This window comes from Pseudomonas sp. R151218B TE3479, from assembly GCF_053629195.1.
In genome coordinates, this window is the sequence record NZ_JBRJHV010000001.1 from 922123 (window position 1) to 947873 (window position 25751).

General features: G+C 59.7%; 24 protein-coding genes and 1 pseudogene. 13 read left to right on the top strand and 12 right to left on the bottom strand.

What is annotated here, in order from left to right:
• Window positions 1-68 precede the first annotated feature (68 nt).
• The 8 genes and pseudogenes from AB7M32_RS04215 to AB7M32_RS04250 all read left to right on the top strand — a co-directional run bounded on the left by AB7M32_RS04215 (window position 69) and on the right by AB7M32_RS04250 (window position 9073).
• A pseudogene (locus AB7M32_RS04215) lies at window positions 69-984 on the top strand (GDP-mannose 4,6-dehydratase).
• Window positions 981-1949 carry a GDP-mannose 4,6-dehydratase gene (gene gmd / locus AB7M32_RS04220; protein ID WP_454249166.1) on the top strand — a complete coding sequence of 323 codons (969 nt, stop codon included), beginning with the start codon at window positions 981-983 and terminating at the stop codon, window positions 1947-1949. Before AB7M32_RS04215 ends, gmd begins: the two are co-directional and overlap by 4 nt.
• Window positions 1950-1952: 3 nt before the next feature.
• The gene (locus AB7M32_RS04225; RefSeq protein WP_454249167.1) at window positions 1953-3395 is read left to right on the top strand and encodes a mannose-1-phosphate guanylyltransferase/mannose-6-phosphate isomerase; all 1443 of its coding nucleotides are present in this window, start codon (window positions 1953-1955) and stop codon (window positions 3393-3395) included.
• Complete coding sequence (locus tag AB7M32_RS04230; protein ID WP_072407617.1) at window positions 3395-4192, top strand: ABC transporter permease; 798 nt, start codon at window positions 3395-3397, stop codon at window positions 4190-4192. The genes AB7M32_RS04225 and AB7M32_RS04230 overlap by 1 nt, the downstream gene beginning before the upstream one ends.
• A complete protein-coding gene (locus tag AB7M32_RS04235; RefSeq protein ID WP_454249168.1) occupies window positions 4192-5457 on the top strand; it encodes an ABC transporter ATP-binding protein in 1266 nt (421 codons plus the stop codon). Before AB7M32_RS04230 ends, AB7M32_RS04235 begins: the two co-directional genes overlap by 1 nt.
• Window positions 5454-6821, top strand: a complete 1368-nt coding sequence (locus AB7M32_RS04240) for a glycosyltransferase family 4 protein (RefSeq protein ID WP_454249169.1) — start codon at window positions 5454-5456, stop codon at window positions 6819-6821. The genes AB7M32_RS04235 and AB7M32_RS04240 overlap by 4 nt, the downstream gene beginning before the upstream one ends.
• A complete protein-coding gene (locus AB7M32_RS04245; RefSeq protein WP_454249170.1) occupies window positions 6812-7942 on the top strand; it encodes a glycosyltransferase family 4 protein in 1131 nt (376 codons plus the stop codon). The genes AB7M32_RS04240 and AB7M32_RS04245 overlap by 10 nt, the downstream gene beginning before the upstream one ends.
• Window positions 7943-9073, top strand: a complete 1131-nt coding sequence (locus AB7M32_RS04250) for a glycosyltransferase family 4 protein (protein WP_454249171.1) — start codon at window positions 7943-7945, stop codon at window positions 9071-9073.
• A 190-nt stretch (window positions 9074-9263) separates the two neighbouring features.
• Here AB7M32_RS04250 and AB7M32_RS04255 read toward each other — a convergent pair whose 3' ends face one another.
• Together AB7M32_RS04255 and AB7M32_RS04260 are read right to left on the bottom strand one after the other, a co-directional pair.
• Entirely contained in the window at window positions 9264-9890 is a 627-nt protein-coding gene (locus AB7M32_RS04255) for a glutathione S-transferase family protein (protein ID WP_454249172.1), read from the bottom strand.
• A 125-nt stretch (window positions 9891-10015) separates the two neighbouring features.
• Entirely contained in the window at window positions 10016-10918 is a 903-nt protein-coding gene (locus tag AB7M32_RS04260) for a LysR family transcriptional regulator (protein WP_092442639.1), read from the bottom strand.
• Window positions 10919-11253: 335 nt separating this feature from the next.
• Between AB7M32_RS04260 and AB7M32_RS04265 the strand changes: the two genes are divergently transcribed.
• The gene (locus tag AB7M32_RS04265; protein ID WP_454249173.1) at window positions 11254-13467 is read left to right on the top strand and encodes an LTA synthase family protein; all 2214 of its coding nucleotides are present in this window, start codon (window positions 11254-11256) and stop codon (window positions 13465-13467) included.
• A 58-nt stretch (window positions 13468-13525) separates the two neighbouring features.
• On the opposite strand, the gene AB7M32_RS04270 is transcribed toward AB7M32_RS04265, so the two are convergent.
• The 5 genes from AB7M32_RS04270 to AB7M32_RS04290 all read right to left on the bottom strand — a co-directional run bounded on the left by AB7M32_RS04270 (window position 13526) and on the right by AB7M32_RS04290 (window position 18404).
• Entirely contained in the window at window positions 13526-14515 is a 990-nt protein-coding gene (locus AB7M32_RS04270; protein WP_454249174.1) for an aspartate-semialdehyde dehydrogenase, read from the bottom strand.
• Between the two features lie 55 nt (window positions 14516-14570).
• Complete coding sequence (rarD, locus tag AB7M32_RS04275) at window positions 14571-15500, bottom strand: EamA family transporter RarD (RefSeq protein WP_454249175.1); 930 nt, start codon at window positions 15498-15500, stop codon at window positions 14571-14573.
• Complete coding sequence (locus AB7M32_RS04280; RefSeq protein WP_454249176.1) at window positions 15497-16243, bottom strand: iron-containing redox enzyme family protein; 747 nt, start codon at window positions 16241-16243, stop codon at window positions 15497-15499. Before AB7M32_RS04280 ends, rarD begins: the two co-directional genes overlap by 4 nt.
• A gap of 82 nt (window positions 16244-16325) precedes the next feature.
• Window positions 16326-17120 (bottom strand): HalD/BesD family halogenase, encoded by a 795-nt coding sequence (locus AB7M32_RS04285; protein ID WP_454249177.1) that lies wholly within the window; start codon window positions 17118-17120, stop codon window positions 16326-16328.
• Window positions 17121-18404: a cation:proton antiporter domain-containing protein gene (locus tag AB7M32_RS04290; protein WP_454249178.1), complete on the bottom strand. Its 1284-nt coding sequence runs from the start codon at window positions 18402-18404 to the stop codon at window positions 17121-17123.
• A gap of 325 nt (window positions 18405-18729) precedes the next feature.
• On the opposite strand from AB7M32_RS04290, the gene ftrA reads away from it, so the two are divergent.
• The gene (ftrA, locus tag AB7M32_RS04295) at window positions 18730-19725 is read left to right on the top strand and encodes a transcriptional regulator FtrA (RefSeq protein WP_454252098.1); all 996 of its coding nucleotides are present in this window, start codon (window positions 18730-18732) and stop codon (window positions 19723-19725) included.
• 28 nt (window positions 19726-19753) lie between these two features.
• Here the strand turns inward: ftrA and nudK are convergent, their stop codons facing one another.
• Genes nudK through AB7M32_RS04315 form a run of 4 tightly spaced genes read right to left on the bottom strand, consistent with a single transcriptional unit; the run spans window position 19754 to window position 23114 of the window.
• On the bottom strand, window positions 19754-20350 hold the full coding sequence (gene nudK, locus AB7M32_RS04300) for a GDP-mannose pyrophosphatase NudK (protein ID WP_092257085.1): 597 nt from the start codon (window positions 20348-20350) through the stop codon (window positions 19754-19756).
• Between the two features lie 42 nt (window positions 20351-20392).
• Entirely contained in the window at window positions 20393-21226 is an 834-nt protein-coding gene (gene nadE / locus AB7M32_RS04305) for an ammonia-dependent NAD(+) synthetase (protein ID WP_454249179.1), read from the bottom strand.
• Between the two features lies 1 nt (window position 21227).
• A complete protein-coding gene (gene pncB / locus AB7M32_RS04310) occupies window positions 21228-22457 on the bottom strand; it encodes a nicotinate phosphoribosyltransferase (RefSeq protein WP_454249180.1) in 1230 nt (409 codons plus the stop codon).
• A gap of 9 nt (window positions 22458-22466) precedes the next feature.
• Window positions 22467-23114: a nicotinamidase gene (locus tag AB7M32_RS04315; RefSeq protein WP_454249181.1), complete on the bottom strand. Its 648-nt coding sequence runs from the start codon at window positions 23112-23114 to the stop codon at window positions 22467-22469.
• A 179-nt stretch (window positions 23115-23293) separates the two neighbouring features.
• Here AB7M32_RS04315 and AB7M32_RS04320 point away from each other — a divergent pair, with 179 nt between their 5' ends.
• Both AB7M32_RS04320 and AB7M32_RS04325 read left to right on the top strand, forming a co-directional pair.
• Entirely contained in the window at window positions 23294-23851 is a 558-nt protein-coding gene (locus tag AB7M32_RS04320; RefSeq protein WP_454249182.1) for an adenylyltransferase/cytidyltransferase family protein, read from the top strand.
• Window positions 23841-24548 carry an NUDIX hydrolase gene (locus tag AB7M32_RS04325; protein WP_454249183.1) on the top strand — a complete coding sequence of 236 codons (708 nt, stop codon included), beginning with the start codon at window positions 23841-23843 and terminating at the stop codon, window positions 24546-24548. Before AB7M32_RS04320 ends, AB7M32_RS04325 begins: the two co-directional genes overlap by 11 nt.
• A gap of 535 nt (window positions 24549-25083) precedes the next feature.
• Here the strand turns inward: AB7M32_RS04325 and AB7M32_RS04330 are convergent.
• Window positions 25084-25269, bottom strand: a complete 186-nt coding sequence (locus tag AB7M32_RS04330; RefSeq protein ID WP_454249184.1) for a hypothetical protein — start codon at window positions 25267-25269, stop codon at window positions 25084-25086.
• Between the two features lie 127 nt (window positions 25270-25396).
• Between AB7M32_RS04330 and AB7M32_RS04335 the strand changes: the two genes are divergently transcribed.
• Window positions 25397-25741, top strand: coding sequence for a hypothetical protein (locus AB7M32_RS04335; RefSeq protein WP_454249185.1), 345 nt, complete (start codon window positions 25397-25399; stop codon window positions 25739-25741).
• Window positions 25742-25751 lie beyond the last annotated feature (10 nt).

Sequence of the window (25751 nt, forward strand, 5' to 3'; positions counted from 1 at the left end):
TCTCCGATCTTACGGAAATTTCCCACTCAGTTCGCAATAGACGAAGCGACCGTCAAGGGGACTGGAGCTTGAAAAAACGTCTGTTCGTTACGGGCCTCAGCGGTTTCGTTGGACGTCACCTCAAATCTCGACTGAACGTTCATGATTCGGCGTGGCAGGTGATGCCTGTCGTCGCGCGCTATGACCTGACGGATGCCAAGACCCTGGAGGGCCTCTGGCCCGAGGTTCCCGACGCCGTGATCCACCTGGCGGGCCAGACCTTTGTGCCCGAAGCCTTTCGCGATCCGGCGCGCACCCTGCACATCAACCTGCTGGGCACCTTGAACCTGCTCCAGGCCCTCAAGGCCCGGGGTTTCACCGGGACGTTCCTGTATGTCAGCTCGCGGTGATGTCTATGGCCAGGTCAGCGAAGACCAGCTGCCGATTACCGAACTGCAACCGCCCGCCCCGCGCAACCCGTATGCCGTCAGCAAGCTGTCGGCCGAACTGCTGAGCCTGCAGTGGGGCATGAGCGAAGGCTGGCCGGTGCTGGTGGCCCGCCCGTTCAATCACATCGGTGCCGGCCAGAAGGACAGCTTCGTCATTGCCAGCGCCGCCCGGCAGATCAGCCGGATCAAGCTGGACCTGCAACCGGCCCGGCTGCAAGTGGGCGATATCGATGTGACCCGCGACTTCCTCGATGTCGGCGATGTGATTTCAGCCTACCTGACCCTGCTGGAAAAAGGCGCCCCGGGGCAGGTCTACAACATCTGCTCGGGGCGCGAGCAAAGCATTCGCAGCCTGATCGAACAACTGGGCGATCTCGCCCAGGTCGATGTGCAACTGATCCAAGACCCTGCGCGTCTTCGCCGCGCAGAACAGCGTCGCGTCTGTGGTAGCCCAGCCAAGCTACGACAGGCCACCGGATGGACGCCCGAAACAACAACACAACAATCCTTGCGGGCGATCCTGTCCGACTGGGAGATACGGGTACGACAAGAATGAAAAGTGCATTGATCACGGGGATCACCGGCCAGGACGGCGCGTATCTGGCCAAGTTGCTGCTCGACAAGGGTTACAAAGTCCACGGCCTGGTGGCGCGACGCAGCAGCGACTCGCGCTGGCGGTTGCGAGAGATGGGCATCGAACAGGACATCGTTTACCTGGACGGTGACATGGCCGATGCCTGCTCGGTGCAACGGGCGGTGATCAAGTCGGCGCCGGACGAAGTGTATAACCTGGCCGCGCAAAGTTTCGTCGCGGCCTCCTGGGACCAGCCGGTGACCACCGGCATCGTCGATGGACTGGGAGTTACCCACCTGCTCGAAGCCATTCGCCAGTTCAGTGTGCAGACTCGCTTCTACCAGGCCTCCACCAGCGAAATGTTCGGCCTGATCCAGGCCGAGCAACAGGACGAGCACACCCCGTTCTATCCACGCAGCCCCTATGGCGTGGCGAAACTGTACGGCCACTGGATCACCGTCAACTACCGGGAAAGCTTCGGCCTGCATGCCAGCAGCGGCATCCTGTTCAACCACGAATCACCGCTGCGCGGCATCGAGTTCGTGACTCGCAAGGTCACCGATGCCGCTGCGCGCATCAAGCAGGGCAGGCAGCAGGAGTTGCGCCTGGGCAATATCGACGCCAAGCGCGACTGGGGCTTTGCCGGCGACTACGTCGAAGCCATGTGGCTGATGTTGCAACAGGACAACCCCGACGATTACGTGGTGGCCACCGGCGTCACCACCACCGTGCGCGAGATGTGCAGGATTGCCTTCGAACACGTGGGCCTGGACTACCGTGACTTCGTCAAGGTCGACCCGGCGTTTTTCCGCCCGGCCGAAGTCGAGGTGTTGCTCGGCAACCCGGCCAAGGCACAACGTGTCCTGGGCTGGAAGCCTCGGACCGACCTCGACACCCTGATCCGCATGATGATGGATGCGGACATGAAACGCGTCGCCAAGGAGTAGGCCATGCTCATTCCCGTGATTCTTTCCGGCGGTGCCGGGACGAGGTTGTGGCCGGTGTCCCGCGAGGGCCATCCCAAGCCTTTCATGCTCTTGCCCGACGGCCAGTCACTGCTGAGCAAGACCTATCGGCGAGCGGCGGGGTTGTTCGACGGCCGGGGCGACATTGTTACCGTCACCAATCGCGAGTACTACTTCCAGAGCCGCGATCATTATCAAAGCGCCCACCTGGAGCGCTATCGCGGTCACTTCGTACTTGAACCCACGGGTCGCAACACCGCGCCGGCCATTGCCACGGCCACCCTCGCGGTACAGGCCCTGCACGGTGACGAGGCGATCCTGGTGGTCATGCCTGCCGATCACTTGATCAAGGACGAGGCGGCCTTCAAGGCATCCGTTGAGCACGCCGTGGAGCTGGCCAAAAATGGCCATCTGGTGACCTTCGGCGTGCTGCCCTCGGCGCCGGAAACCGGCTTCGGCTATATCGAACGGGGCCAGCCCCTGGATACCAAGGGCGCGGCCAAGGTCGTGCGATTTGTCGAAAAGCCCGACTTGCAGACCGCCACCCAGTACCTGGAAAGTGGCCGTTTCCTGTGGAATTCGGGGATGTTCTGCTTCTCGGTCAAGACCCTGTTGGCGGAGCTGCACGCCCACGCCCCCGAGCTGCTGGAACAGGCGCGCGCCTGTGTCACGGCCAGCACGGCGGTGGAAACCTCAGGTTGTGTGCAGCAGGAATTGTCCCCGGCGCATTTCGCCGAAATGCCGGACATCTCCATCGACTACGCCCTGATGGAGCGCTCAGCCAACGTCGTGGTGATCCCAGCCGCCTTCGACTGGAGCGATATCGGTTCCTGGAGCGCCGTCGCCAGCCTGGTACCCGCCGACGGACAAAACAACCGCACCACCGGCGAAGCCCTGTTTATCGACAGCCAGAACAACTTCGTCCAGAGCGACAGCCGCCTGGTGGCCGCCCTGGGCGTGGAAAACCTGATCATCATCGACACCGCCGATGCCGTGCTGGTGGCCCATGCCGACCGCGCCCAGGATGTTCGCCGCGTCGCCCGGCAACTCAAGGACAAGGACCACGAAGCCTATCGCCTGCATCGCACGGTCAGCCGTCCATGGGGCAGTTATACCGTCCTCGAAGAAGGTCCACGCTTCAAGATCAAGCGCATCGTGGTCAAGCCTGGCGCATCGCTGTCACTGCAAATGCACCATCACCGCAACGAACACTGGGTAGTGGTCGAAGGCATGGCCAAGGTCACCAATAACGGCTCGGGCTCGCACCTGGTCGCCAAGAACGAATCCACCTTCATTCCCGCCGGCCACAAGCATCGCCTGGAAAACCCCGGTGTCATCGACCTGGTCATCATCGAGGTCCAGAGCGGCGAATACCTTGGGGAAGACGACATCGTCCGCTTCGAAGACCACTACGGCAGGGCCGTCTGATGCTGTTGGCCTTACAACGCTCACTGTGGAACTACCGCGGCTTCGTCCTGGGCAGCGTCAAGCGCGAGTTCCAGGCACGCTATCGCAACTCGTTGTTCGGCGCGTTGTGGACGGTGCTCAACCCGTTGTCGATGATCCTCGTCTACACGGTGATTTTTTCCCACATCATGCGTGCCCGCCTGCCCGGGGTCGAAGATGGCATGGCCTACAGCGTCTACCTCTGTGCCGGGTTGCTGACCTGGGGGTTGTTCGCGGAAATCACCACCCGCAGCCAGGGCATGTTCCTGGAAAACGCCAACCTGCTGAAAAAGATCAGCTTCCCCCGGATCTGCCTGCCGGTGATCGTGCTGTTCAACGCAGGGATCAACTTCGCGATCATCCTCGGGCTTTTTCTCGGCTTCCTGCTGATCACCGGACGCTGGCCAGGCATGACCTTGCTGGCCCTGGTGCCGCTGCTGGCCCTGCAAGTGATGTTCGCCGCCGGGCTGGGCATGCTGCTGGGCATCCTCAATGTGTTTTTCCGCGACGTCGGGCAATTGTTCGGCATTTGCCTGCAATTCTGGTTCTGGCTCACGCCGATCGTTTACCCGATGACGATCCTACCGCCATCGATCCAGCGACTGCTCGCCTTCAACCCCATGACCGCCCTGATGCAGAGCTACCAGAACCTGTTTCTCTATAACCAGTGGCCGGTCTGGAGCTCGCTGGTGCCGTTGCTGGTGGTCGCCCTGTTGTTGTGTGCCTTGGGCCTGCGCATGTTTCGCCGGCGCGGCGGTGAAATGGTGGATGAACTCTGATGGGACATTTGCGCGTCACCGGCCTGGGCAAAGCCTACAAGCAGTATCCGAACCGCTGGAGCCGGCTGTTCGAGTGGTTGATCCCGTTTTCCCGCCAGCGCCATCAACTGCACTGGATTCTGCAAGGCGTGGATTTCGAGATCCAGCCCGGGGAAGCCGTCGGCATCGTCGGGGTCAACGGTGCCGGCAAAAGCACGTTGCTCAAGATGATAACCGGCACCACCCAACCCACCTGCGGCCACATTCAATTGCAAGGCCGCGTCGCCGCGTTGCTGGAATTGGGCATGGGCTTTCATCCGGACTTCACCGGCCGCCAGAATGCGTTCATGGCCGGTCAGTTGCTGGGTATGCACGTGGAGGAAATCGAAGCGTTGATGCCCGAGATCGAGGGGTTCGCCGAAATCGGCGAGGCCATTGACCAGCCGGTACGCACCTACTCCAGCGGCATGCAGATGCGCCTGGCGTTCAGCGTTGCCACCGCCCGACGCCCGGACATCCTGATCGTCGACGAAGCGCTGTCGGTGGGCGATGCCTACTTCCAGCACAAGAGCTTCGAGCGCATCCGCAGCTTCCGCAAGGCCGGCACCACGCTGCTGATCGTGTCCCACGATCGCTCGGCGATCCAGTCGATCTGCGACACCGCCATCCTGCTCGAACACGGGCGCATGGCCATGCGCGGCAAGCCGGAAGAGGTGATGGATTACTACAACGCGATGCTGGCCCAGCGCGAGGGCCAGGTGGTTCGCCAGGAGATGCTCGCCAACGGCCAGATACGCACGATTTCCGGTACCGGCGAGGCCGGCATCGTCGATGTGCAATTGCTCAACAGCCAGGGGCAGCCGGTGGAGGTCGCCGAGATCGGCCAGCCGATGGTGTTGCAAGTGCGGGTTGAAATCCGCCAGGACATCGAGCGGCTGGTGCTGGGCTTTTTGATCAAGGATCGCCTTGGCCAGCCCATGTACGGCATCAATACCCATCGCCAGGACAAAGCCGTGACCGACCTCAAGGCCGGCGAACAGATCACCTTCCGTTTCAGTTTCGACATGCGCCTGGGCAAGGGCAATTACTCCGTCGCCCTCAGCCTGTCGCGACTGGACTCGCACCTGGACCGTAATTTCGAATGGCGCGACTACGGGTTGGTGTTTCACGTCATCAATAATCGCCAGGAGGATTTCGTCGGCTGCTCCTGGCTCCAGGCCCGGACCAGTATCCAGCGTTCGAGCCAGATTGCCGTCGAGGCGTTGCCGCAAAAGGAGTTGCCATGAGCCGCCTGCTGGTGGATTGCACCTACGTATACGACCACCCCAATGACAACTCCGGCATTCAGCGAGTGGTGCGCAACGTCATTCGCCAATTGCCGGCCAAGGACCAGGACCGCGAATGCATTCCCGTGGTGATGCTGCAGGGCAAGCTGTATGAAGTGATAAGCCTGGCCCCCCTGCCCACGAACGGACTGGATCTGGCCGGCCTGCGAGTACGGCTGCTACAGTTCGCCAACCTGTTCTGGGTCAGACATCGGTCCCTCGAACAGCAGCGCCCCTTCAGCCAGTCGATCTGGGCACGCCGCTTCTTGTACGTTGCTTGCCGACTGTTCGCCCTGGGGTGCCTGAGCCTCCCCATTCGAATCCTCGATCACCTGCTCAAACGCAAGCCGGCCCCGGCGCGTAGCGTACCGCTGGCACATCGAGCCGGCGATCAACTGGTGTTGCTGGACTCTTCCTGGCACTCAGGTTTCTTTCCCCTGGCCGAACGGCTCAAGCGTGATGGCGTCGGGATCATCTCGGTGATCTATGACCTGATTCCCCTGACCCATCCGCAATTCTGCGACGCCGGGCTGGTCAAGGTGTTCAACCATTGGTTCGACTGGATTGCCCGCACCGCCGACGGCTACATGGCCATCTCCACCACCATCCGCGACCAGCTTCGCCAGGAAATGGTTCGGCGTGTTGGCGAGCAACAGGTGCGCGAGCGCTGGTTCGACTATTTCCACTTGGGCAGCGAACTGGACCTGATCGATACCACTCAACCCGTCGACCCGGGCTTGTTGCGGCTGTTCAAACGCCCCGAGCCGGTGTTCCTGATGGTCAGCACCATCGAACCGCGGAAAAACCATGCCTACCTGATCGATGCGTTCGAGCGGGCCTGGGCCGCCGGTTCACAAGCACGGTTATGCATCGTCGGGAAAATCGGCTGGAAATGCGAAGCCCTGATCGAACGTATCCAACGTCATCCACAGCTCGACAGCCGCCTGTTCATGTTCAACAACCTGGCGGACCAAAGCCTGGAGCACGCCTATCGACACTCCACTGCACTGGTGTTCCCGTCCTACGTGGAGGGCTTCGGCCTGCCGTTGGTGGAGGCCATGCAACGCGGCTTGCCGGCGATGGGCAGCGACATCCCGGTGTTTCGGGAAATCGGCGGTGACTTCATGGCCTACTTCGATCTCAACGATCCCCAAAGCCTGGCGAACCTGGTCATCGACATGGAACACACCGGGGTATTCCCGGCCAGGCGCAACCTGGATCAATGGCAATGGCTGAGTTGGCGCCAGGCCAGCGCGCAATTGGTGGAGCGGATCGAGCAACACGTCGGCGAAGTGGTCATCGACAGGGAAACAGCATGCGGATAGCCCTCAACGCGCGCATTCTCCAGGCGCCACGCACCGGCATCGGCCACTACGTAGCGGAACTGGCGACGGCCTTGGGCCGGGAGCCGGATGTGCAGTTGTCACTGTTCCACGGTTGGGGCTGGAGCCCGCAATTGCCGCCCACAGCCAAGCCTGGCTATTCAAGGCTGAGCCCCTTGCTGCGACGGGTTCCGGGCGCCTATCAGGCGCGGCGCTGGCTGGAGCAGAAACGCTTCGATCAAGGTCGTTCCAAAGCTATCGACCTGTATCACGAACCCAGCCTTTGGCCGCTGGTCTTCGAAGGGCCGACGGTGATCACTCTCCATGACCTTACGCACCTGCGCTACCCCGAGACGCAACCACCGGCACGCCTGAAGGAAATCGAGCGACGACTCAGCCGTGCGGTGGAACAGGCGCAGCTGATCCTGACCGACTCGCAGTTCATCGCCGATGAAGCCCAGCAGTATTTCGGCCTGCCCGTCGAGCGCCTGAGGGTCGCGCCGCTGGGGGTCGCGGCACGTTTCCACCCGCGCGAACCGGAAGCGATCGACACCGTGCTCAAGGCCCATGGGCTGGAGCATGGCCGATACTTTCTCTGTGTCGGCACCCTGGAGCCACGCAAGAACCTGTCGTTGGCCCTGCGCGCTCATGCCGGGCTCCCTGAATCCCTACGTCAGGCTTTTCCTTTGTTCATTGTAGGAATGAGCGGATGGCAACAGGCGCAGCTCAATGATGAGTTGAAACGCGCCCTGGCTGGCGGTCATGTTTGTCTGGCGGGTTACCTGCCTGACGAACAGGTCGCCCAACTGTTGGCGGGGGCACGGGCACTGGTGTTCCCGTCGTACTACGAAGGCTTTGGCCTGCCAGTGCTTGAAGCCATGGCCAGTGGCACACCGGTGATTACCACCCGCTGCTCGGCGATGCCGGAAGTGGCCGGGCCGGCCGGTATTTATTGCGAGTCCGACGATCCGCACGGCATGCGCGACGCCATGGAGCGGTTGATTGAAGATCGCCTGCACTGGCAGGCATGTCGGGAGGCGGGATTACAACAGGCCGCGCTGTTTTCCTGGGAGCGCTGTGCAAAAGTCACAGCCCACGCGTATCGCCAGGTCTTGGGAGGTTGAATGCGAGTCCTGCACTTCTACAAAACCTATTTGCCTGATTCCATGGGTGGCATCGAACAGGTGATTTTTCAACTCTGCGACAGCACTGATCGGCTGAATATCGATAACACCGTGTTGGCCCTGAGCGGGCAGCCATCGCCAGAACCGATCCAGCTTCGACAGCATGTCGTCCACCAAGCCCGGATGGACTTCCAACTGGCGTCCACCGGTTTCTCCTACAGCGTGTTCAAGAAATTCCGTGAGCTGGCCGCCGAAGCGGACGTGATCAACTACCACTTCCCCTGGCCGTTCATGGACCTGGTGCACTTTTGCAGTGCCGTGAGAAAACCCTACGTCGTGACCTACCATTCGGACATCGTTCGCCAGCGGCACCTGCTCAAGCTCTATCGGCCGCTGATGCGACGCTTCCTGGACGGCGCCGATCGCATCGTCGCGGCCTCGCCGAACTATGTTCATACCAGCGATGTGCTCAAGGATTACAGCGCCAAGACCCGCATCATCACCTACGGCCTGAACAAGGCCAGTTATCCACAGCCTGACGCCGAGCGCATGGCGCAGTGGAAGGCAAAACTGGGCGAGCGCTTCTTTTTGTTCGTGGGGGTGATGCGTTATTACAAAGGCCTGCACATCCTGCTCGACGCCCTCAAAGGCGTGGATTACCCCGTCGTCATCCTGGGCGCCGGCCCATTGGAAAAGCAACTGCATGCCCAGGCCGCGGCACTCGGCCTGCGCAACCTGCATTTCCTCGGGCGCCTGGGGGACGAAGACAAGGTCGCATTGCTGGAACTGAGTTATGCCATCGTGTTCCCTTCGCACTTGCGCTCCGAAGCCTTTGGCATCTCCCTGCTCGAAGGCGCGATGTTCGGCAAACCGATGATCTCCAGCGAGATCGGCACCGGCACCAGCTACATCAACATCCACGACGAAACCGGCCTGGTGGTGCCACCCAGCAACCCCGAGGCTTTCCGCGAGGCGATGCGCACCCTGTGGGAAAACCCGGCGCAAGCCCAGGCAATGGGCGTCAAGGCCGAAGCCCGTTACCGCCAGTTGTTCACCTCCGAAGAAATGGGTCAAAAGTGGGTGCAGTTGTACGAGGAACTGTTGGAGGAAAAGGCGCTTTCCTACGCCTGATACCTGTGGCAAGGGAGCTTGCTCCCATTGGACCTGTAGGAGCTGTCGAGTGCAACGAGGCGGCGATCTTGTCCCAGACCATTGAGTCGCAAGCGAAAGATCAAAATCAAAAGATCGCAGCCTTCGGCAGCTCCTACAGCTCAACCCAGTGGGAGCGAGCGCCCCCCGCCACAGCGCCCCATTCAAATACTCATGAGTGCTTTTGCAACCCGGCAACCGTACGCGGCATGCCCACGAACCCGGGCAAGGCTTCGATCCGCGCCAGCCAGGCCCGCACATGGGCGTAGTCCTGCAGCGACACATTGCCTTCCGGTGCGTGGGCGATGTAGCTGTAGCCGGCGATGTCCGCGACGGTCGCCGTATCACCGGCCAGAAAATCACGACTGCTCAATTCCTGATCAATGACTTTCAACACAGCGTGGGAACGGGCAATCACGTCCTCGGCGTTGTAGGCCGCGCCAAACACCGTGATCAGCCGCGCCGTGGCTGGCCCCGCATGGATCGGCCCGGCCGCCGCCGACAACCAGCGCTGCACCCGCGCGGCGCCGACTGGATCGGTGGGCAGCCAGCGGCCATTGCCATATTTGTGCGCCAGGTACACCAGAATTGCGTTGGAGTCCGCCAGCACCACGCCGTCATCGTCAATGACCGGTACCTGGCCAAACGTATTGAGCGCGAGGAAATCCGCCTGCTTGTGCGCGCCCTTGGCCAAATCGACGAAGACCTCCTCGACCGGTAGCCCGAGCAACGAAAGCATCAATTGAACGCGATGGGAATGGCCGGAAAGCGGGAAGTGATAGTGCTTGATAGGGTTCATGGTCGACTCCGCAGGAAGTGACGCCATCAGCACAACGGCGTCGATGGGGTCATCTTCCGCTCCGGGCCAAAACAAGAGAATCACCCAGAAATGCAATCCATTGTTTCAGCCAGAGAAACAATGCATCAGCCGCTCAAAGCTGGATGTTCGCGCAAGGCACTGACGACAAAATCGACAAAGCTGCGGACCCGCGCCGGCGCATTGCGTCCGCCTTGGTACACCACATGGATCGGCAGAGGCGGCAATTCGAAATCGGCCAAGACGATTTCCAGTTCACCGGCGGCCACGTTGCCCGCCACTTGGTAAGACAGGACTCGTGTCATTCCCAACCCCTGGCAAGCGGCGGTGATCGCCGCCTGGTTGGCCGTCACCACCAGCCGAGGCACGGGCCGGACGGCCAACGCTTGGCCTGAATCGATGAAGGTCCAGCTTTTGACCTGGCCAATGGCCGACGATGCCACCACGGGCATTCGCTCCAAGTCATCCGGATGCCGGGGCCGCCCATGGCGTGCAAAGAAATCCGGGGAGCCGCACACCACTCGCCGTACTTCCCCGACCCGCACCGCGTGCAGATTGCTGTCCGGCAGCTCTCCAATGCGCAGGGCAACGTCGATGCCCTCCTCCACCAGGCTGACCGTGCGGTCCAACAACAAAGCGTTGATGCTGACCTCAGGGAACCGATGCAGGTAATCCACCAGCAGCGGCGTCACGAACGACTGGCCGAACAGCACCGGCGCGGTGATCGTCAATTGTCCACGGGGCTGGACGTGGCTGCCGGCCGCTGAATCCTCGGCTTCCTGCAAATCGCTCAGGATCCGCCGGCAGTCCTCGAGAAAGCGCTGACCGGCTTCGCTCAGGTACACATTGCGGGTGGTGCGCACCAGCAATGGCGTGCCGATGCGTTGTTCCAACCCTGCCACCGCCCGCGTGACGCTGGCCGCCGACAGGCCCAGGCGCCGCGCCGCCGCCGAAAACCCCGACTCCTGGGCCACGGCGAGAAAAACCTGCATTTCCTGGAACCTGTCCATCCATCCCCCGATGAGAAATCCTGATACAAGTTTTTCGCGCGCCACAAAAGCAGCGCTGCGCCGCCATTGTAGAGGCCTGCGCCAGTGAACCACAGCGTAGCGCAGCCGGACACCGGGACATTGGCCCGACCCGCGGCGATAGCCCTTGGTACCATCCCTCCTCATGACAGTTTCATGACTGAAGGAAGAACCTGCTGTGGGAGCGAGCTTGCTCGCGATGGCGTCAATCAGTCACATGCCATAGGGACTGATACACCGCTATCGCGAGCAAGCTCGCTCCCACAGGGTGGGTGTGTCGTTCAATGGATTGGCTTCAACAGAAAGGCCCGTTTCTCGTGAATATTATCTATCGCGCTTCAACCCACCCCCGCGCCGCCCTCATCGCCCTGATTGGCTGCGTACTACTCGTCCCCATGGGCCTGCGTCTTGCCCTCGGCTGGTCCGACCCGCTGGGCTATCTGTCGGACCTGGGCATCGGTGGATTACTGATCGCGTTGCTTTACCGTCGCCCCTGGTGGCTGGTACTGCCGGTATTGCTGGCCTGGAGCGCATTGACGCTGGCCAGCATCGAATTGGTCAGTGCGGTGGGGCGGATGCCCAATCCTTCGGACATTCATTACCTGACCGACCCGCAGTTCGTTGAAAACTCCACCAGCGGCGGCTTCGCCCATCCATGGTTGGCCGCGATCCAGTTGGCCGCGCTGGCGCTCTGGCTGATGACCCAATGGACCAGCCGCCCACATTCGGCGCCACGCTTGCCTCGCCACGCCTGGGCCGTGCCTGTGTTGCTCCTGATGAGCCATGGCGCGCTGCAAGCCTGGCGTCCCAGTGAGGCGGACCAATGGAATGTGTTCAACTTGCCCCATCAACTCGTCACGGCGGGTGTAGCGGCCGGGCAGGACCAAGCCCGGCAATGGCTCGATGGCGATGCCGTGGACCCCGCCCCGCCCATGGCAGGGCTGACCCGCCTGGACCTCGATGGCCACAAACTGCTGGCCGAGCCGGGGCGTGCGCGCAACGTCCTGGTCATCGCCCTGGAGGGCATTCCCGGCGCCTACGTGAGTGCCAATCGCCAAGCCTTGAAAAGCGGTTATCAGGAAAACCTGATGCCCAACCTCAGCGCCTGGGCCGAGCGCGGCATGAACACCCCTGATTACGTCCTGCATAGCCACCAGACCATTCGTGGCTTGTACGCGATGCTGTGTGGCGACTACGACAAGCTCGACGACGGCACGCCCAAAGGCGTCGAAATGCTCAACCAGACTCAGCGCAACCAGGCCTGCCTGCCGGCCCAGTTGCGCCAGAACGGCTTTTCCACGCATTTCCTCCAGGGCGCAGGCCTGCGGTTCATGGCCAAGGATCGGATCATGCCGCACATCGGCTTTGACACGACCCTGGGCATGGAGTGGTTCACTCGCCCCGCCTACCTGGAATTCCCTTGGGGCAAGGACGACAAGACCTTCTTCGAAGGCGCGCTGGACTACGTCGGGCAACTGCAGCAAGCGGACAAGCCCTGGATGCTGACCTTGCTGACCGTGGGCACGCACCAACCCTACTCGGCTCCGGATGACTACTTGCAACGCTACGACACCGCCAAGCAAGCGGCAGTGGGTTACCTGGACGACGCACTGGCAAGCTTCCTGGCGGGCCTGGAACGCCAGGGCATCCTGGACAACACCCTGGTGGTCATCACCTCGGACGAATCCCATGGCATCGACGATGTGCGGCTGGCCTCGTCCTGGGGGTTCAACCTGACGCTGGCGCCGGAACCGTTGCCTAGGATCAAGTCAGGCACCTACGGCCATGTGGACCTGACCGCCTCGATCCTCGATTACTTCGGCTTCACGGTGCCCACATCGTTGTCCGGTCGCTCGATGTTCAGGGACTACCCGACGGGTCGGGAAATCATGTCGTTCACCAATGGCAAGCTGCGCTACCACGACGGCAAGGGCACGTTCACCGAATGCGATTTCCTCCAGCATTGTCGTTACTACAGCAGCGAAGGCTTCATCGCCGATCGCGCCACCTACGGTGGGCAATACAGCGGCCAGCGCGCCCGATTGATCAGCGCCCGGGCCACAGCCCTGGACCAGACCCTGTTGCGCACGCCCCTGAACCAGCACTATCAGTTCGGCAGCGCCGACAAGATCCCGCTACCGGCCCAGGTCACCAACGACTGGACCGACAACCTGATCGGTGCCCAATACCTGGAAATGCCCAAGGGTTCACAGACCCGCGTCAGCCTGACCATCCGCGCGGTGGAGGCAGACCATGCCGCCTACATCTCCCTCAAGGCCAAGGAGTTCGAGCAGGATGTGCCGATGGACCTGCCGACCGAGGTGGCGGTGACACCCGACCAGCCGCTGGTGATGAACATCAGTTTCGACAACCCACAGCAGCGCAAGGCGTTTTCCTTCCATCTGCTCGGTCATGGCGTCGGCGCCATCGAGATCAGCGACTTCAGCGTCGTGACCGAACTGCCGGACCAAACGGACCACCCTGAATACCTGGATGATATGCAGGAAGACCGGGAGCTCCAATCCAGCTGAATAAATAACGCGCAGCTATTGAACAGCACTGCGCGTTTTTATCCAGGGCCAGACAGGCTCAATCATTGACCAGTTGCATGATCTCGAACGCATTCAGCGCCGCACCCCGTAGCAGTTGGTCACCGCTGATGAACAGGTCAAGCCCGTGTTCACCGTAGATCAGATTGTAGCGAATCCGCCCAACCTCCACCGCGTGCTTATAGGTCGACGTCATGGGCATCGGATAAACGCTCTGCGCAGGCTCATCCACCACTTCGACACCTGGCGCGGCGCGCAGCAGCTCGCGCACCTGCTCCAGCGACTGGATGGGTTTCTTGAAGCGCAGGCTCAGGCTCTCGGCGTGAGAACGCAAGGTGGGTACCCGAACGGCCGTGGTGCTGATGGCCAACTCCGGCTCGTCCAAGACCTTGCGCAACTCCCAGACCACTTTCATTTCTTCACGGGTATAGCCGTTCTCTTCAAACGAATCGACCTGGGGAATCACGTTGAACGCCAGGTTATGGGCGAAGTTGTCACTCCCATCCTGGTCACCATAGTCAGTGAAGGCCTTGGCCTTTTCCCGCAATTCCAGCATTGCTGGCTGCCCGGCGCCACTGGCTGCCTGGTAGGTGGAGATGATCGCACTGTCCAGCCCGAAGGCGTCATGCAATGGCCCCAGCACCATCAGCGCAATGGCCGAGGAGCAGTTGGGGTTGGCGATCAGTTTTTCACCCTTGTAACGCTGACCATTGATCGGCGGTACAAGCAGTGGAATATCCTGGTGATAACGGAACGCCGAAGAGTTATCGATGACATAGGAGTTTTCAGCCAGACGCTCCCCATATTCCAGGGCAAAGGATCCGGAAACACATAAAAACACGATATCGCACGAAGCACAGCCTTCGACCGAAAAGGGTTCGATCAGGTACTCGGTGTTACCCGCCTTCAAGCGCTTGCCAGCCGAACGCTCGGAGGCCATGCAGACCACCTCGTAATCGGTGTCTTCAAGCAATTGCAACATGGTCAAACCCACTGCACCAGTGCAACCCACCACGGCGACTTTCTTCATTTCGATTCCCTTATCCAAAAAACCCGCGCTGCCCGAAGACGGCGCGGGCGATCTATTACGCCGTGCGCATTTGCACGGATGATCTGGCAGCTGCCGCCGCCCGTTGGACCCGGATCGAATTCAACGTAAACAACGTAAGCGCCAGCCAGATAAACGAAAACGCCGCCAGCTTCAACGACGAGACCGGTTCACCATAAACGAACGCCGCCAACACGAAGTTGCAGATTGGCGGAACAAACTGCAAGAAGCCCAGCGTGATCATTGACAGTTGCTTGGCAGCCAGGCTGTACCACCACAACGGCAGCACGGTGATCAGCCCCGTCGCAACGAGCAACAAGTCCCGGGTGCCCGACTGCATGAACTGGTGACCCAACCCCTGTGCTTGCGCCAGTAGCAGGAACAGGGCAGCAAACGGCAGCAGCACAGCAATTTCCAGGGTCTGGATAACCACTGGATCGCCTGGAACCTTCTTCTTGAAGATCCCGTAGAAGGAATAGCAGAAACCGATGACCAATGCGATCCAGGGAAAGGAATGCAGGTTCAGCAGCTCGAAGGCCATCAATGTCACGCCCGTCACGGCGAGAAAGATGGCCCAGGTCTGGAGCGTCGTCAGGCGCTCCTTGAAGATAACCCGAGACACCACCATGCTCATGATCGGACTAAGAAAATAGCCGAAGGCCACTTCCAGCACCCGCCCGGTCATGATCCCGTAGATGTACATCAGCCACCAGAGCCCCAGTACCGCGGACACGGTGAGCACATTGACTGGACGAACAGTCTTGAGCGTGGCCCGTAGGGTTCCCACCCGCGCGGTCAGCAACACCAGCGCGACGAGAAACAACTCGGCAAATACAACCCGCCAGGACAGCAGATGGTAAGCATCCAGGCCCGCCAGCGGTTTGTACCAGAGCGGGTAGGATCCCCACAGCAACGTGGCGCCGAGCCCGAAGGCCACGCCTTGCCCGGATTCGTTTTTCGCGGTCATTGGCGTCCCTCAGCGTTCAGTTTGCGCTCGATACCGTCCCAGTACACTTCCATCAGGTGCAGGTACTGTTCAATACCCTCGGCGAACAGACGACGTTCCTGTGGTGTTTGCAGGTGTTTTTCCATGACGTTGAATACGGCGTTGGAGTGACCGACTTCGACTTCCATGTGCAGCGTCCAGAAGAAGCGGCCGCGTTCGCTCACGCCTTCCTTGACCAGACCGTCGTTGTACTTGGAAACCATCGACGCGGACATCGCCTCGTCGGCGAACAGGCCTCCCAGGGCTTTCTGCAATGGCGGCTTGCTGTAAAGCGCGCAGATGCCGTCATTCAAGGCTTGAGTGCTGGGCAGGCATTTATAGGCTTCGATCTGTTCTTCGCTGATGCCCTTGTCGAGCAGGAACTTGCGGTACAGGTCCGAATGGGAATGGGTTTCACCCAATTCATCACGGGCGTTGAACGCAATGGTACGCAGCACCGCTTCGTCGCGGGTGATGGTGGAAATCCCGCACACGTAGAACGGAAGGTACTTGAAGTAATGCAGCGTCTCCAGGTACAGCACCTTGCTCTGCTCTGGCGGCAAGCCATGCTCGGCATAGGCATTGAGGAACGGGTGCTCGGTAGCGCGGTGCTTGAGGATGTAGTCGATCTGCTCATCCATGAACAGCTTGAGTTCCAGGTCGACACCCTCGTTGCGTACGACGTAGGCGGTTTCGGATTGGAAGGTTTCTTGTGTAATGGACATGGCTTGCTTCCTTGAGCCCCGGGGGCAACGTTGATTCAAATAAGAAACCGGACGGACACCCGTCCATCCGGCCCCGCGCCTGTCAGGCCTCTTCGGCGGTCCTGGCTTTGGTGTCCCAGATCACTTCGATACTTTCATGGGCGACATCGGTTCGCCGGTCGTGGGCACTGGCCCAGCAGGTGTTGAGAATGATGCGGGTGGTTTCCTGTTGGATCGGCACCACGTGGTGCAACGTGGTATCGGACTTCAGGAAATACACATCACCCTTGAGGTGGTGATAGGACTTGATCGGATTGTTCAGAATGTATTGCCAGATCCGTGGGTTCTCCTTGTCCCACTCGCTGTGCGGTACGCATTGCAATACGCCGCCGATCGCAGGGTCCTCAGGGGCCTCGATGATCCAAATCATGGTGTAGGGGTAGTCACCCCAGTGCCAGCCATGGGTGTCGCCTGGATGGCTCAGTTTGGTGATCAGGTATTGTTCCTGCTCCCAGCAGGACGCCAGATCATCACCTGCGATGTTGCCAAGGAAATTGCGCAGCGACTCGGACTGGTAAAGCGCCGGAATAAAAGTCCCACCCTCGGCGATTTCCGGCTGATTGACGTTATACATCTTGCGATAGGTATTACCGGTCGACGGAACAGTGACATCACGGCGTACGGAATATTCATCCAACAATGCATGCACTTCAGTATGAACATTCTCCAGGATTCGCTTCGGTAGAAACGAAAAGTTCTTGAAGTTGAAATAACCATCGCGGCGAAATTCATTACGAATCTGCTTCATACGGTTTTCATCTTGCAAAAGAACCTGGAAGTGCTTGGAGAGTTGCTGCTCCATTACATCAATGACCAAGCTCGGTGTTTGTTTGCTCATTTATCGCTCCATTCCATTGTTATCGGTCGGTGTTACAAACCCATTGGGCACTGCATGCTCAAGACTCACCAAGTGCCCACGGGGAAACAGCTTCCTGTTCTGCAAACTCATCAGCGGTCCGGTCATCAGCGTCGTGACGATGGTCATAATCACCAGGGCCGTGAACAATTCGGCGCCGATGATTCCCATGTCCAGGCCGATTTTCAGAACCACCAGTTCCATCAGTCCGCGGGTATTCATTAAAGCGCCGACTGTCAACGAGGTCGGCCAGGAACAGCCCACCAGCCGGGCTCCCAGCGCGCTGCCAGCGACCTTGGCGAACACGGCGGCCAGCAAAATCACCAACAGCACCCAGATGCCAAGGCCGGTAAACGCCGATGAAGTGGTGCTCAACCCGGCCAGGGTAAAAAAACACGGCATCAGAATGATCAACGATACGTGTTCCAGGCGTTCGATGATCATGTCCAGCAAGCGCTGCTCTCGAGGCAGGCACAGCCCGAAAAGGAAGGCGCCAAACACCGCATGTACCTGCAGCGCATGGGTCACGCTGCCATAGATCAGCACTCCGGCCAGCAGCAACACCAGCACCATCGGTTGGGCAAGTCGCCCTTCTGCAGCTAGCCAGCGGGCCAACAGGGGTCTGAGAATCAGGAAAGTAAACGCCACCAGCAACACCAGGCAGGCTCCGCGAACCACCAGGGCGATCCAGTTGCTGTCGTGACCGTTCACCATCGCCACGGCGGCAATCAGCATCCAGGCCACGACATCGCTCATGGCCGCAGCCAACAGGGCAATTGCCCCGACCTGGGTCGCGAGCATGCCGCGCTCCTTGAGAATCCGCGCCAGCACGGGGAACGCCGTGACCGAAAACACGGTGCCTATGAACAGGATGAAGCCCAGCCGAGAGGTGCCAGGCACTGCGAAATGCTCGAACAGCCAGGGAGCGATTGCAGCACCAAGCGAGAAAGGAATGACGATACTGAAAGAGCCGATGACGATGGCCTTGAAGCCGGTCTTGCTCTGCTTCAGCGGAAACCGGAACTCGGCACCGATCACAAACATGAACAACAAGATACCCAGCTCGCTTAATACCTTTAGCTGAGTGATGGCATTACTATCAAATAACTGTTGATGGAAGACCGGGACCAACTGCCCCAGAATCACGGGGCCCAACAGGAAGCCGGCGACCATTTCCCCCACGACTTGAGGCTGTCCCAAACGATTGAATACCGCGCCCAGAAGTTTTGCTGACAACATGACGAACAATATCTGGATCAGCAACATAGTCCATTCCTTCACAACGTCCAAGTTAATCCCGTGTTCACCTAAATCAACATCAGCGCCTCGATCTTCAACAAACTCCTTTATATGAATTCAATGGTTCACGCGCACTTCACCGACTCGATCTATCGATGAAGGCAAAAAAACAGGAATAGGCCTGGAAGGCGACAATCGTGTACCGGTGCATGTGGGCAGTGCCGGCAATGCAACTGTCACCGTTGTAGGGCGCAGCCGTCTTGGTTTTCCTGATTGTCTACCAGCGATTGTAGGGGGATGGGACAGTCCGCTACAGTGCAGCAATCGACAATAAACGGTGAATTTACGCCAAATGCACGCTCATCCTGGAACCGTGGCAATCCTCGTCTATGAGGGCCTTTGCGTATTCGAATTTGGTATCGCCCTGGAGATATTCGGCCTGCCTCGCCCAGAACTGGACATCCCTTGGTACACCCCTCGGATCGTCGCCGTCGACGCGGGGCCGATGCATGCGCTGGGAGGTCTTCAGATCTCCGTCGATGCAGGGCTGGAAGTCCTTGAAACAGCGCAAACCATCATCGTTCCCGGTTGGCGCAACCGTCAGGAACCGCCTCCGGAAGCTTTGCTGCAAGCCCTCAGAAGCGCCCATGCCCGGGGAGCACGTTTGTTGTCAATCTGTTCGGGCGTGTTCGTACTTGCCGCCACGGGGCTGCTTGATGGCGAGACGGTGACCACCCATTGGCAGTTTTCCCGTGAGCTGGCCGAGCGGTTTCCCCTCATCAAAGTCGATCCGAATGTGCTGTATGTCGATGCGGGGCAATTGATTACCTCAGCGGGCAGTGCGGCTGGTATCGACGCCTGCTTGCACTTGATAGCACGGGATTTCGGCACACACATTGCCAATTCGGTGGCCCGTCGCCTGGTCATGGCGCCGCAAAGAACCGGCGGTCAGTCACAATTCATCGTCGCGCCAGTCTGCAAATCGCCGCGCAACGAATTGACCCGTGTCATGCAATGGATTCGCGAAAACCTCGATCAACCCCTGAGTATCTGCGACATGGCTGCCCGCGTGGCCATGAGTGAACGCACCTTCCTGCGACGATTCATCGAAACCACAGGCCTGTCGCCCAAGGTCTGGTTGCAACAGGAACGACTGAACCGGGCCCGAGAGCTGCTGGAAAGCACTGACCAGAGCACGGCCGGAATCGCTCAGGCCTGCGGGTACCGGTCAGTCGAAAGTTTCCGAGCGGCGTTCAGGAACGCCGTTGGTTTACCACCGTCTGCCTACCGCGAAAGATTCGGCAGCGGGGGAGTCAGCCAACACGCAGCCTGGGTAGCCAACTGCTGAATCATGATCACCGAGGGCCCTCCCTGGGCTAATCCAGCAACCGATGCAGCTTGGCGTACTGCAACAGCATGATGGTCTTGCCGTCACAGATCTCACCGGTCTCGATCATGCCCAAGGCCTGGTCGAGGGACAGCTCCAGCACTTCGATCTCTTCGCCCTCGGCTTCAAGGCCGCCGCCTTCGTGCTGCTTGTCTTCGTCGAAATATTCGCCGACGAAAAAATGCACCCGCTCAGTCACCGAGCCCGGGCTCATGAAGGCGTCGAACACTTTGCGCACGTCCTGGATGATGTAGCCGGTTTCCTCCTGGGTTTCCTTGCGGATACAGGTGTGCGGGTCGTCGTTGTCCAACAGGCCGGCGCAGGTTTCTATCAACAGGTCATCGTGCCCGTTGACGAAGGCCGGGAAGCGGAACTGCCGGGTCAACACCACCGTTTGCTTGGCCTTGCTGTACAGCAGGATGGTGGCGCCGTTGCCCCGGTCATAGGTCTCGCGCGTCAGTTCGCGCCATTGGCCGTTGCGGCCGAGGTAGTCATAGGTGGTCTTGCGCAGCACGTACCAATCGTCCGAAAGGACTTCGACGTGCTTGATGCGTACGCGATCCTTGATGCTGATTGCCTGTGTCATTTACCCACTCCGTTCAAAACCAAATGTCCCATTAGAACCCTATTACAACGATGCAGGGACGCGTGGCAATGCGCGTTTGTGGGCTGTCTTGAGGTAGGCGCGTTCAATGATCTGGCGCGCCTGGGGCGACACCTCTTCGCCCATCAGGTACGCATCGATTTCCTCATAGCTGCAGCCATACGCCACTTCATCCAACTTGCCGGGCGCCAGGTCTTCCAGATCCGCGGTCGGCGCCTTGCGCACCAGGTGCGCGGGGGCGCCCATCGCGTCGGCCAACCATCTCACCTGGGACTTCGTCAGCCCGGACAACGGTGCCAGATCGCACGCGCCGTCGCCGAACTTGGTGAAAAATCCCATCACCGCCTCTGCCCCATGATCGGTGCCCACCACCAACCCGTTGCTCAGATTGGCAATGGCGTATTGCGCCAACATCCGTGCCCGGGCCTTGGCGTTGCCTTTGGCAAAGTCGATGAGTTCGGGCGAAGGCTGCAAGCCCTCGATGGCGATACTGCCCATCAGCCCGTCGACACACGCGGCGATGTTGCTGGTGGTGATCACGTCCGGCCGGATGAAGTCCAGGGAAGCCTGGGCGTCTTGCTCATCGGCCTGGGCCTTGTACGGCAGCCGGACGGCGATAAACCGCGCCGCGTAGCCTTCACCCCGCAGTTGCTCCACGGCCAACTGGCAGAGGCGGCCGGCGGTGAGCGAGTCGACGCCGCCACTGATCCCCAGGACCAGGGACTGGCAACCCGACTCGCGCAAGATCTGCTTTATAAATTCGACGCGGCGGGCAATCTCGTTTGCTTCGCCGCCCCGTGTGAGTTGGCGGTCGATGCCCAATTCCTGGGCAATGCTCTCTTGCTGAAACGAAGTCATATCAAGCTCCCAACTGTGGATTGATCAGGGCGACGTTGAACACTTGGGCGGCGTAGCGCAGAAACGAGGCGTCCTCGCAGACGTTCTTGATCGGATCGTCGGAGAACTTCACCACCGGTTCACCGTGGACCCGCACCAGTTTCATGACGATGCTCAGCGGTTCGACACCGTCGACATCGCAGGCCAGGCTGGTGCCCATGCCAAAACCGAATTTGGCCTTGCCGCGAACATGACGCAGGATCGGCAGGCACTTTTCGAAGTTGAGGCCATCGGAGAACATCAGGTCCTTGGTGCGTGGGTCGACACCGAGTTCCTGGTAGCGCCCCAGCACCTTGTCGGCCCAGACGATCGGGTCACCGGAATCCTGGCGCAGGCCGTCATAGAGCTTGGCGAAGTACAGGTCGAAATCCTTGAGGAAAAAGTCGGTGCTGATGCAGTCCGTCAGGGCGATACCAAGCCGACCGCGGTACTCATGTACCCAGTTTTCCAAGGCCGCGTTCTGGCTCTCGCGCAAGCGCCCAAGTTGTTGGTGCACCATCAGCCACTGGTGGGCCATTGTGCCAATCAGGGGCAGATCGAACTCGTACGCCAGGTGGGCGTTACTGGTGCCGACAAAGACTCCAGGAAAATCGCTGCGCATCACATTCACCACTTCACGCTGGGCCCTGAACGACAGCCGCCGCCGGGTGGAGAAGTCTGAAACGCGAAACTCGGCGAGTTCTTCACGACTGGCATTTTTCTCCAGCCATTCGAACTTCTGGTACAGCTTGCGGGTGACGTCGGCCAACTCGACCTCGGGGTATTTCTCGCGATTGCGCAGTTCGCTGACCATCGCCAATACCGGCTGTTCGAACATGATGCAGTGCAGCATCGGCCCACGGACACGGATGTGCAGTTGGCCATCGACTTCCGAAACGTGGATGTAGCGCAAATTGAAGCGAAACAGGCCGAGAAACTGTTCGAAGTCCGGGGTCAGGTACTCACGGAAACGCTTGTTGAACAGAAACCGCTGTTCCCCCTCGCGCAGCTGCAACCCGGCGAGCTTTTCCAACTCGACACGAATGTCCGGAATCAGGTGACCGAGCCGCTCCTTGGAACGCACGATGAACTGGTATTCCACCTCGACGTTCGGGTGCTGGTGCAAGACCGCCTGCATCATGGTGAAGGTGTAGTAGTCGGTATCCAGAAGGCTCTGGATGGTGCCGCTGCTTGGATCGAATGCACTGTCCATGTCTTTTCCTTATGGGTTTGCCAGGCGGATGGTTTCTTCGCGGGTCGCGGCAACCGAGATCCCCGCTTGCTGCATGTCTTGGATGGCCTGAAGGGCCCCCTCCTCACTGATGGCCCGGCAAGCCGGGAGGTGAATGATCACCTTGAAGCCGGCGGCAACCAGTTGCAGAGCGGTGGTCTTGACGCAGAAATCCAGCGCCAGCCCGCCGACAATGACCTGCTCGACACCCAGGCCTCTCAGGTATTCGATCACCCCGGTGGACAGCTTGCTGTGCAGGTCGTGGTAGCAGGCGCCGTACGGGTGCAAATCCGGCTCGACACCCTTCCAGACGAAATAGTCGTAGTCGTAGGGGGTCGGCAGTTGATCCAGCAGGGCGAAACCTTCGGTACCAGGGACGCAGTGGCTGACCCAAGTGATGTCGGCATGCTCGAGCCCGGTCGGCACGAACATCTGTGCGTGATCGGCGACCACCCACGGGGCCAGGGGCGAATGGGCGTCCTTGCTGCCGATACGGAGGCTGGCCAGGGATGCAATGAAATTCAGCTCACCGGCAATCTGGTCACCCCCCGGCACCGGAAGCTCATCGGGGCATAGCGGCGTGAAGCTCTTTTGCGCATCGACATCGAAGGAAGCTGTTTTCCGGGTCAGGCTGTTCATGCTGGGTTTCTCCTCTTCATGGGAACGAGAGTACACAAGGTGTACTTTCATCACAAGCCACAAGTAGAAATATTTTTGATGTGTCCTTCTAATCCGTTTAACTGGTGCGGAAAAAGCAGATTTTCACAAAAAAGATTTTACTGATAGAGTACATGTCATGTACTAAAAGAGGATCAGCCATGTTCGAAATAGCCCTTTATGGCGGCGCCTTCAATCCCCCTCACGCCGGTCATGCCCAGGTGATGATCGAGGCCTCATGCCAAGCCAGGCGCGTGCTGGTGGTCCCAAGCTTGCGGCATCCCTACGGCAAGCAAATGGTCGACTATGAGGTGCGCCTGAACTGGCTGGAATCAATCGTCGAGAACGTTCAACCGCTGTGCCGCGCCGAAGTGCGTGCAAGCCGGGTGGAACAGGTCGTGGCCCGTGGCGTTGAAGGCGCGATCTACAGCTACACCCTCCTCGCCCACCTCGCCGACAGCCTGGCCCTGGACGGCAAACGGATTGCGTTGGTGGTGGGCCAGGATGTCGCGGATCAGCTACCGACCTTCTATCGCGGCCAGGAATTACTGGAGCGTTTTTCCATCCTTCGCGTGGAAGAAAAGATCCACGTGCGCAGCACCGTGGTTCGCGAACGACTGGCGTTGGGCGAGTCGCTTCCCAGCGACTGGATGGCCCCAGGCATGAACCCGTTAAACTATGACCTTTATGCGACCCACGGAAATCGACATGCCCACTAGCACAGCCCCCGCGCGCGACTATCTGCACACCATCGACCTCTGTGTGCTGCGCTTCTGCCGGGAGACCCAGGCGCTGGAAATCCTCCTGAACCGACGGGAAGCCGAGCCGTTCGCCGGTCATTGGGCGCTGCCTGGGATCGTGGTCAATGGTGGCGTAGAAGACCTCACGCTGAACGACGCCGTGGAGCGCCTGCGTAGCTCAAGCAAAGTGGGCATGCCGCTGGCCTGGATCGAACAGGTCGGCACCGTCGGTGACGCGTTCCGCGATCCGCGCTGCTGGTCATCGTCGACTTTCTATCTTGCGATTGTCAGCGAGGCAGTCCAGCTCGCCGAACACCAGGGGTTTTTCCCTCTCAAGGACGTCGCTGACGCCTCGATCAAACTCCCTTTCGACCACAACAGCCTGGTGGCCGCCGTCCAGGAGCGATTGCTGTCCAAGGCCCTCTACAGCAGCCTGCCGCTGATGTTCCTGGGCCCGGAATTCAGCGCGCCGGAAGCGGTGAGCATTTTCTCCGTGGTGCTCGACCGCCCGGTGCTCAAGACCAGCATGCGCCAGCGTTTGCTGAAAATGACCGAGGCGGGTTATTTGCAGGAGACTGGTCGCAAGAAAAGCGGCGACGGCGGCCGGCCGCAACGCACGGTGGAAAACCTCAAGCCGGCCAGCGTTTACCTTTTCGATCGTTGTTTTCTGGAGTAACGCTTAACAGGCCAGCCAAATGCTGGCGCCACCCGCTTCTGCTCATTGCGCTTACGAGCCAGCTCGATCCGTTCGCAAAACGGGAGATGGCTGATATCTGCTTCTAACGAGGCAAAGTGAAAGTATTTTTTCAGATTCACGAAATAAATCGAAAAATACCTTCCAATCCAAATTTTGGTTTCTCAAGGATCAGCGCAAATATTAGGTCGGGTTCTCTTCAGCTATTTGGTGAAGGGCCCGCAATGCGTAAGGGAACGACCTGGACGAATGAGTGGGTTTAGCAGCGCTAAACCCGACCAGATTCATTACGTAGGATCACCAAGAAGCTGAATTTAGAGAATTAAAACTGTCGCTGACATGCCCGAATTTACGCGCCCCCATCTAGTGGCGAAGGAAACGCAAAACTGTCGCAATCGTCCAAATCGCCCTTGGCACCACATGCTCTAGAGAATTAAAACTGTCGCAGCCAAACACGCCGCGGCCTTCCGTCCGGTCATGAGCATTCGTCGAGGGAGAGGCTAACCTAGGGTGTCGGCTAGGCGATACGTCCAAATCTGACAGCAACGTCTGGCGTCAAGTCAAAGCCCTTCTCCACATAGGCCTCGAGCGCAGAAAGCGTTCTTTCCCGGAAACTGCTGCGGTTCAGTGCTTGAATCTCCAACTGGCGCTTCACAGGTTCTTCAACGTCCAGCGCCCAGATTTCGCTAAGCGCTTCATCCACGCGACCACATACTGCTAGCCCTACGTGAACCAGCACTGGCGCTTTGGTCGGCGCTGGCTATATTCATTTTGCGTCCAAAGCATTTTTCCGAAGTACAGATCAACCTTGGCCCAACAGGGGTACCCCCATGTCCGTGCATACCGCCATGGCCGGCAGCCTGGGATTACTCCTGTGCATGCCGGGTTGTACTGTCGTGAATGTCTATGAAGATGGAATCCGCACCGAGCGGCAGGTCGGGTTGCTCAACAGTAATCCTGCCGAGGCCTTGTCCGGTGCCCCCGCCTACATCGAAACCCGAGGTTTTGGCGTCGTCCCCGGCGCCAAGGGCCTTTCGATCGGCTATATGGAGGAAACCACTATCAGCCTCGCGGATACGCGCTGTGTCGCCGTGTTTATAAAGCCGACGCGTGAAACGATGGATGTGCTCACCGCCGCCGCTGTCGACTTGACGCGGCTCTGCACTTATCCCTGAACGAGGATTG

Coding starts and splice junctions, on each gene's coding strand:
- AB7M32_RS04280 (WP_454249176.1), bottom strand. CDS start 16,243: ATGTCCATTACACAAGAAACCTTCCAATCCGAAACCGCCTACGTCGTA.
- AB7M32_RS04335 (WP_454249185.1), top strand. CDS start 25,397: ATGTCCGTGCATACCGCCATGGCCGGCAGCCTGGGATTACTCCTGTGC.
- AB7M32_RS04225 (WP_454249167.1), top strand. CDS start 1,953: ATGCTCATTCCCGTGATTCTTTCCGGCGGTGCCGGGACGAGGTTGTGG.
- gmd (WP_454249166.1), top strand. CDS start 981: ATGAAAAGTGCATTGATCACGGGGATCACCGGCCAGGACGGCGCGTAT.
- AB7M32_RS04320 (WP_454249182.1), top strand. CDS start 23,294: ATGTTCGAAATAGCCCTTTATGGCGGCGCCTTCAATCCCCCTCACGCC.
- AB7M32_RS04325 (WP_454249183.1), top strand. CDS start 23,841: ATGCCCACTAGCACAGCCCCCGCGCGCGACTATCTGCACACCATCGAC.
- AB7M32_RS04245 (WP_454249170.1), top strand. CDS start 6,812: ATGCGGATAGCCCTCAACGCGCGCATTCTCCAGGCGCCACGCACCGGC.
- AB7M32_RS04240 (WP_454249169.1), top strand. CDS start 5,454: ATGAGCCGCCTGCTGGTGGATTGCACCTACGTATACGACCACCCCAAT.
- AB7M32_RS04255 (WP_454249172.1), bottom strand. CDS start 9,890: ATGAACCCTATCAAGCACTATCACTTCCCGCTTTCCGGCCATTCCCAT.
- AB7M32_RS04315 (WP_454249181.1), bottom strand. CDS start 23,114: ATGAACAGCCTGACCCGGAAAACAGCTTCCTTCGATGTCGATGCGCAA.
- AB7M32_RS04290 (WP_454249178.1), bottom strand. CDS start 18,404: ATGTTGCTGATCCAGATATTGTTCGTCATGTTGTCAGCAAAACTTCTG.
- AB7M32_RS04270 (WP_454249174.1), bottom strand. CDS start 14,515: ATGAAGAAAGTCGCCGTGGTGGGTTGCACTGGTGCAGTGGGTTTGACC.
- AB7M32_RS04260 (WP_092442639.1), bottom strand. CDS start 10,918: ATGGACAGGTTCCAGGAAATGCAGGTTTTTCTCGCCGTGGCCCAGGAG.
- AB7M32_RS04250 (WP_454249171.1), top strand. CDS start 7,943: ATGCGAGTCCTGCACTTCTACAAAACCTATTTGCCTGATTCCATGGGT.
- nadE (WP_454249179.1), bottom strand. CDS start 21,226: ATGACTTCGTTTCAGCAAGAGAGCATTGCCCAGGAATTGGGCATCGAC.
- AB7M32_RS04230 (WP_072407617.1), top strand. CDS start 3,395: ATGCTGTTGGCCTTACAACGCTCACTGTGGAACTACCGCGGCTTCGTC.
- AB7M32_RS04235 (WP_454249168.1), top strand. CDS start 4,192: ATGGGACATTTGCGCGTCACCGGCCTGGGCAAAGCCTACAAGCAGTAT.
- pncB (WP_454249180.1), bottom strand. CDS start 22,457: ATGGACAGTGCATTCGATCCAAGCAGCGGCACCATCCAGAGCCTTCTG.
- AB7M32_RS04285 (WP_454249177.1), bottom strand. CDS start 17,120: ATGAGCAAACAAACACCGAGCTTGGTCATTGATGTAATGGAGCAGCAA.
- rarD (WP_454249175.1), bottom strand. CDS start 15,500: ATGACCGCGAAAAACGAATCCGGGCAAGGCGTGGCCTTCGGGCTCGGC.
- nudK (WP_092257085.1), bottom strand. CDS start 20,350: ATGACACAGGCAATCAGCATCAAGGATCGCGTACGCATCAAGCACGTC.
- ftrA (WP_454252098.1), top strand. CDS start 18,730: ATGCACGCTCATCCTGGAACCGTGGCAATCCTCGTCTATGAGGGCCTT.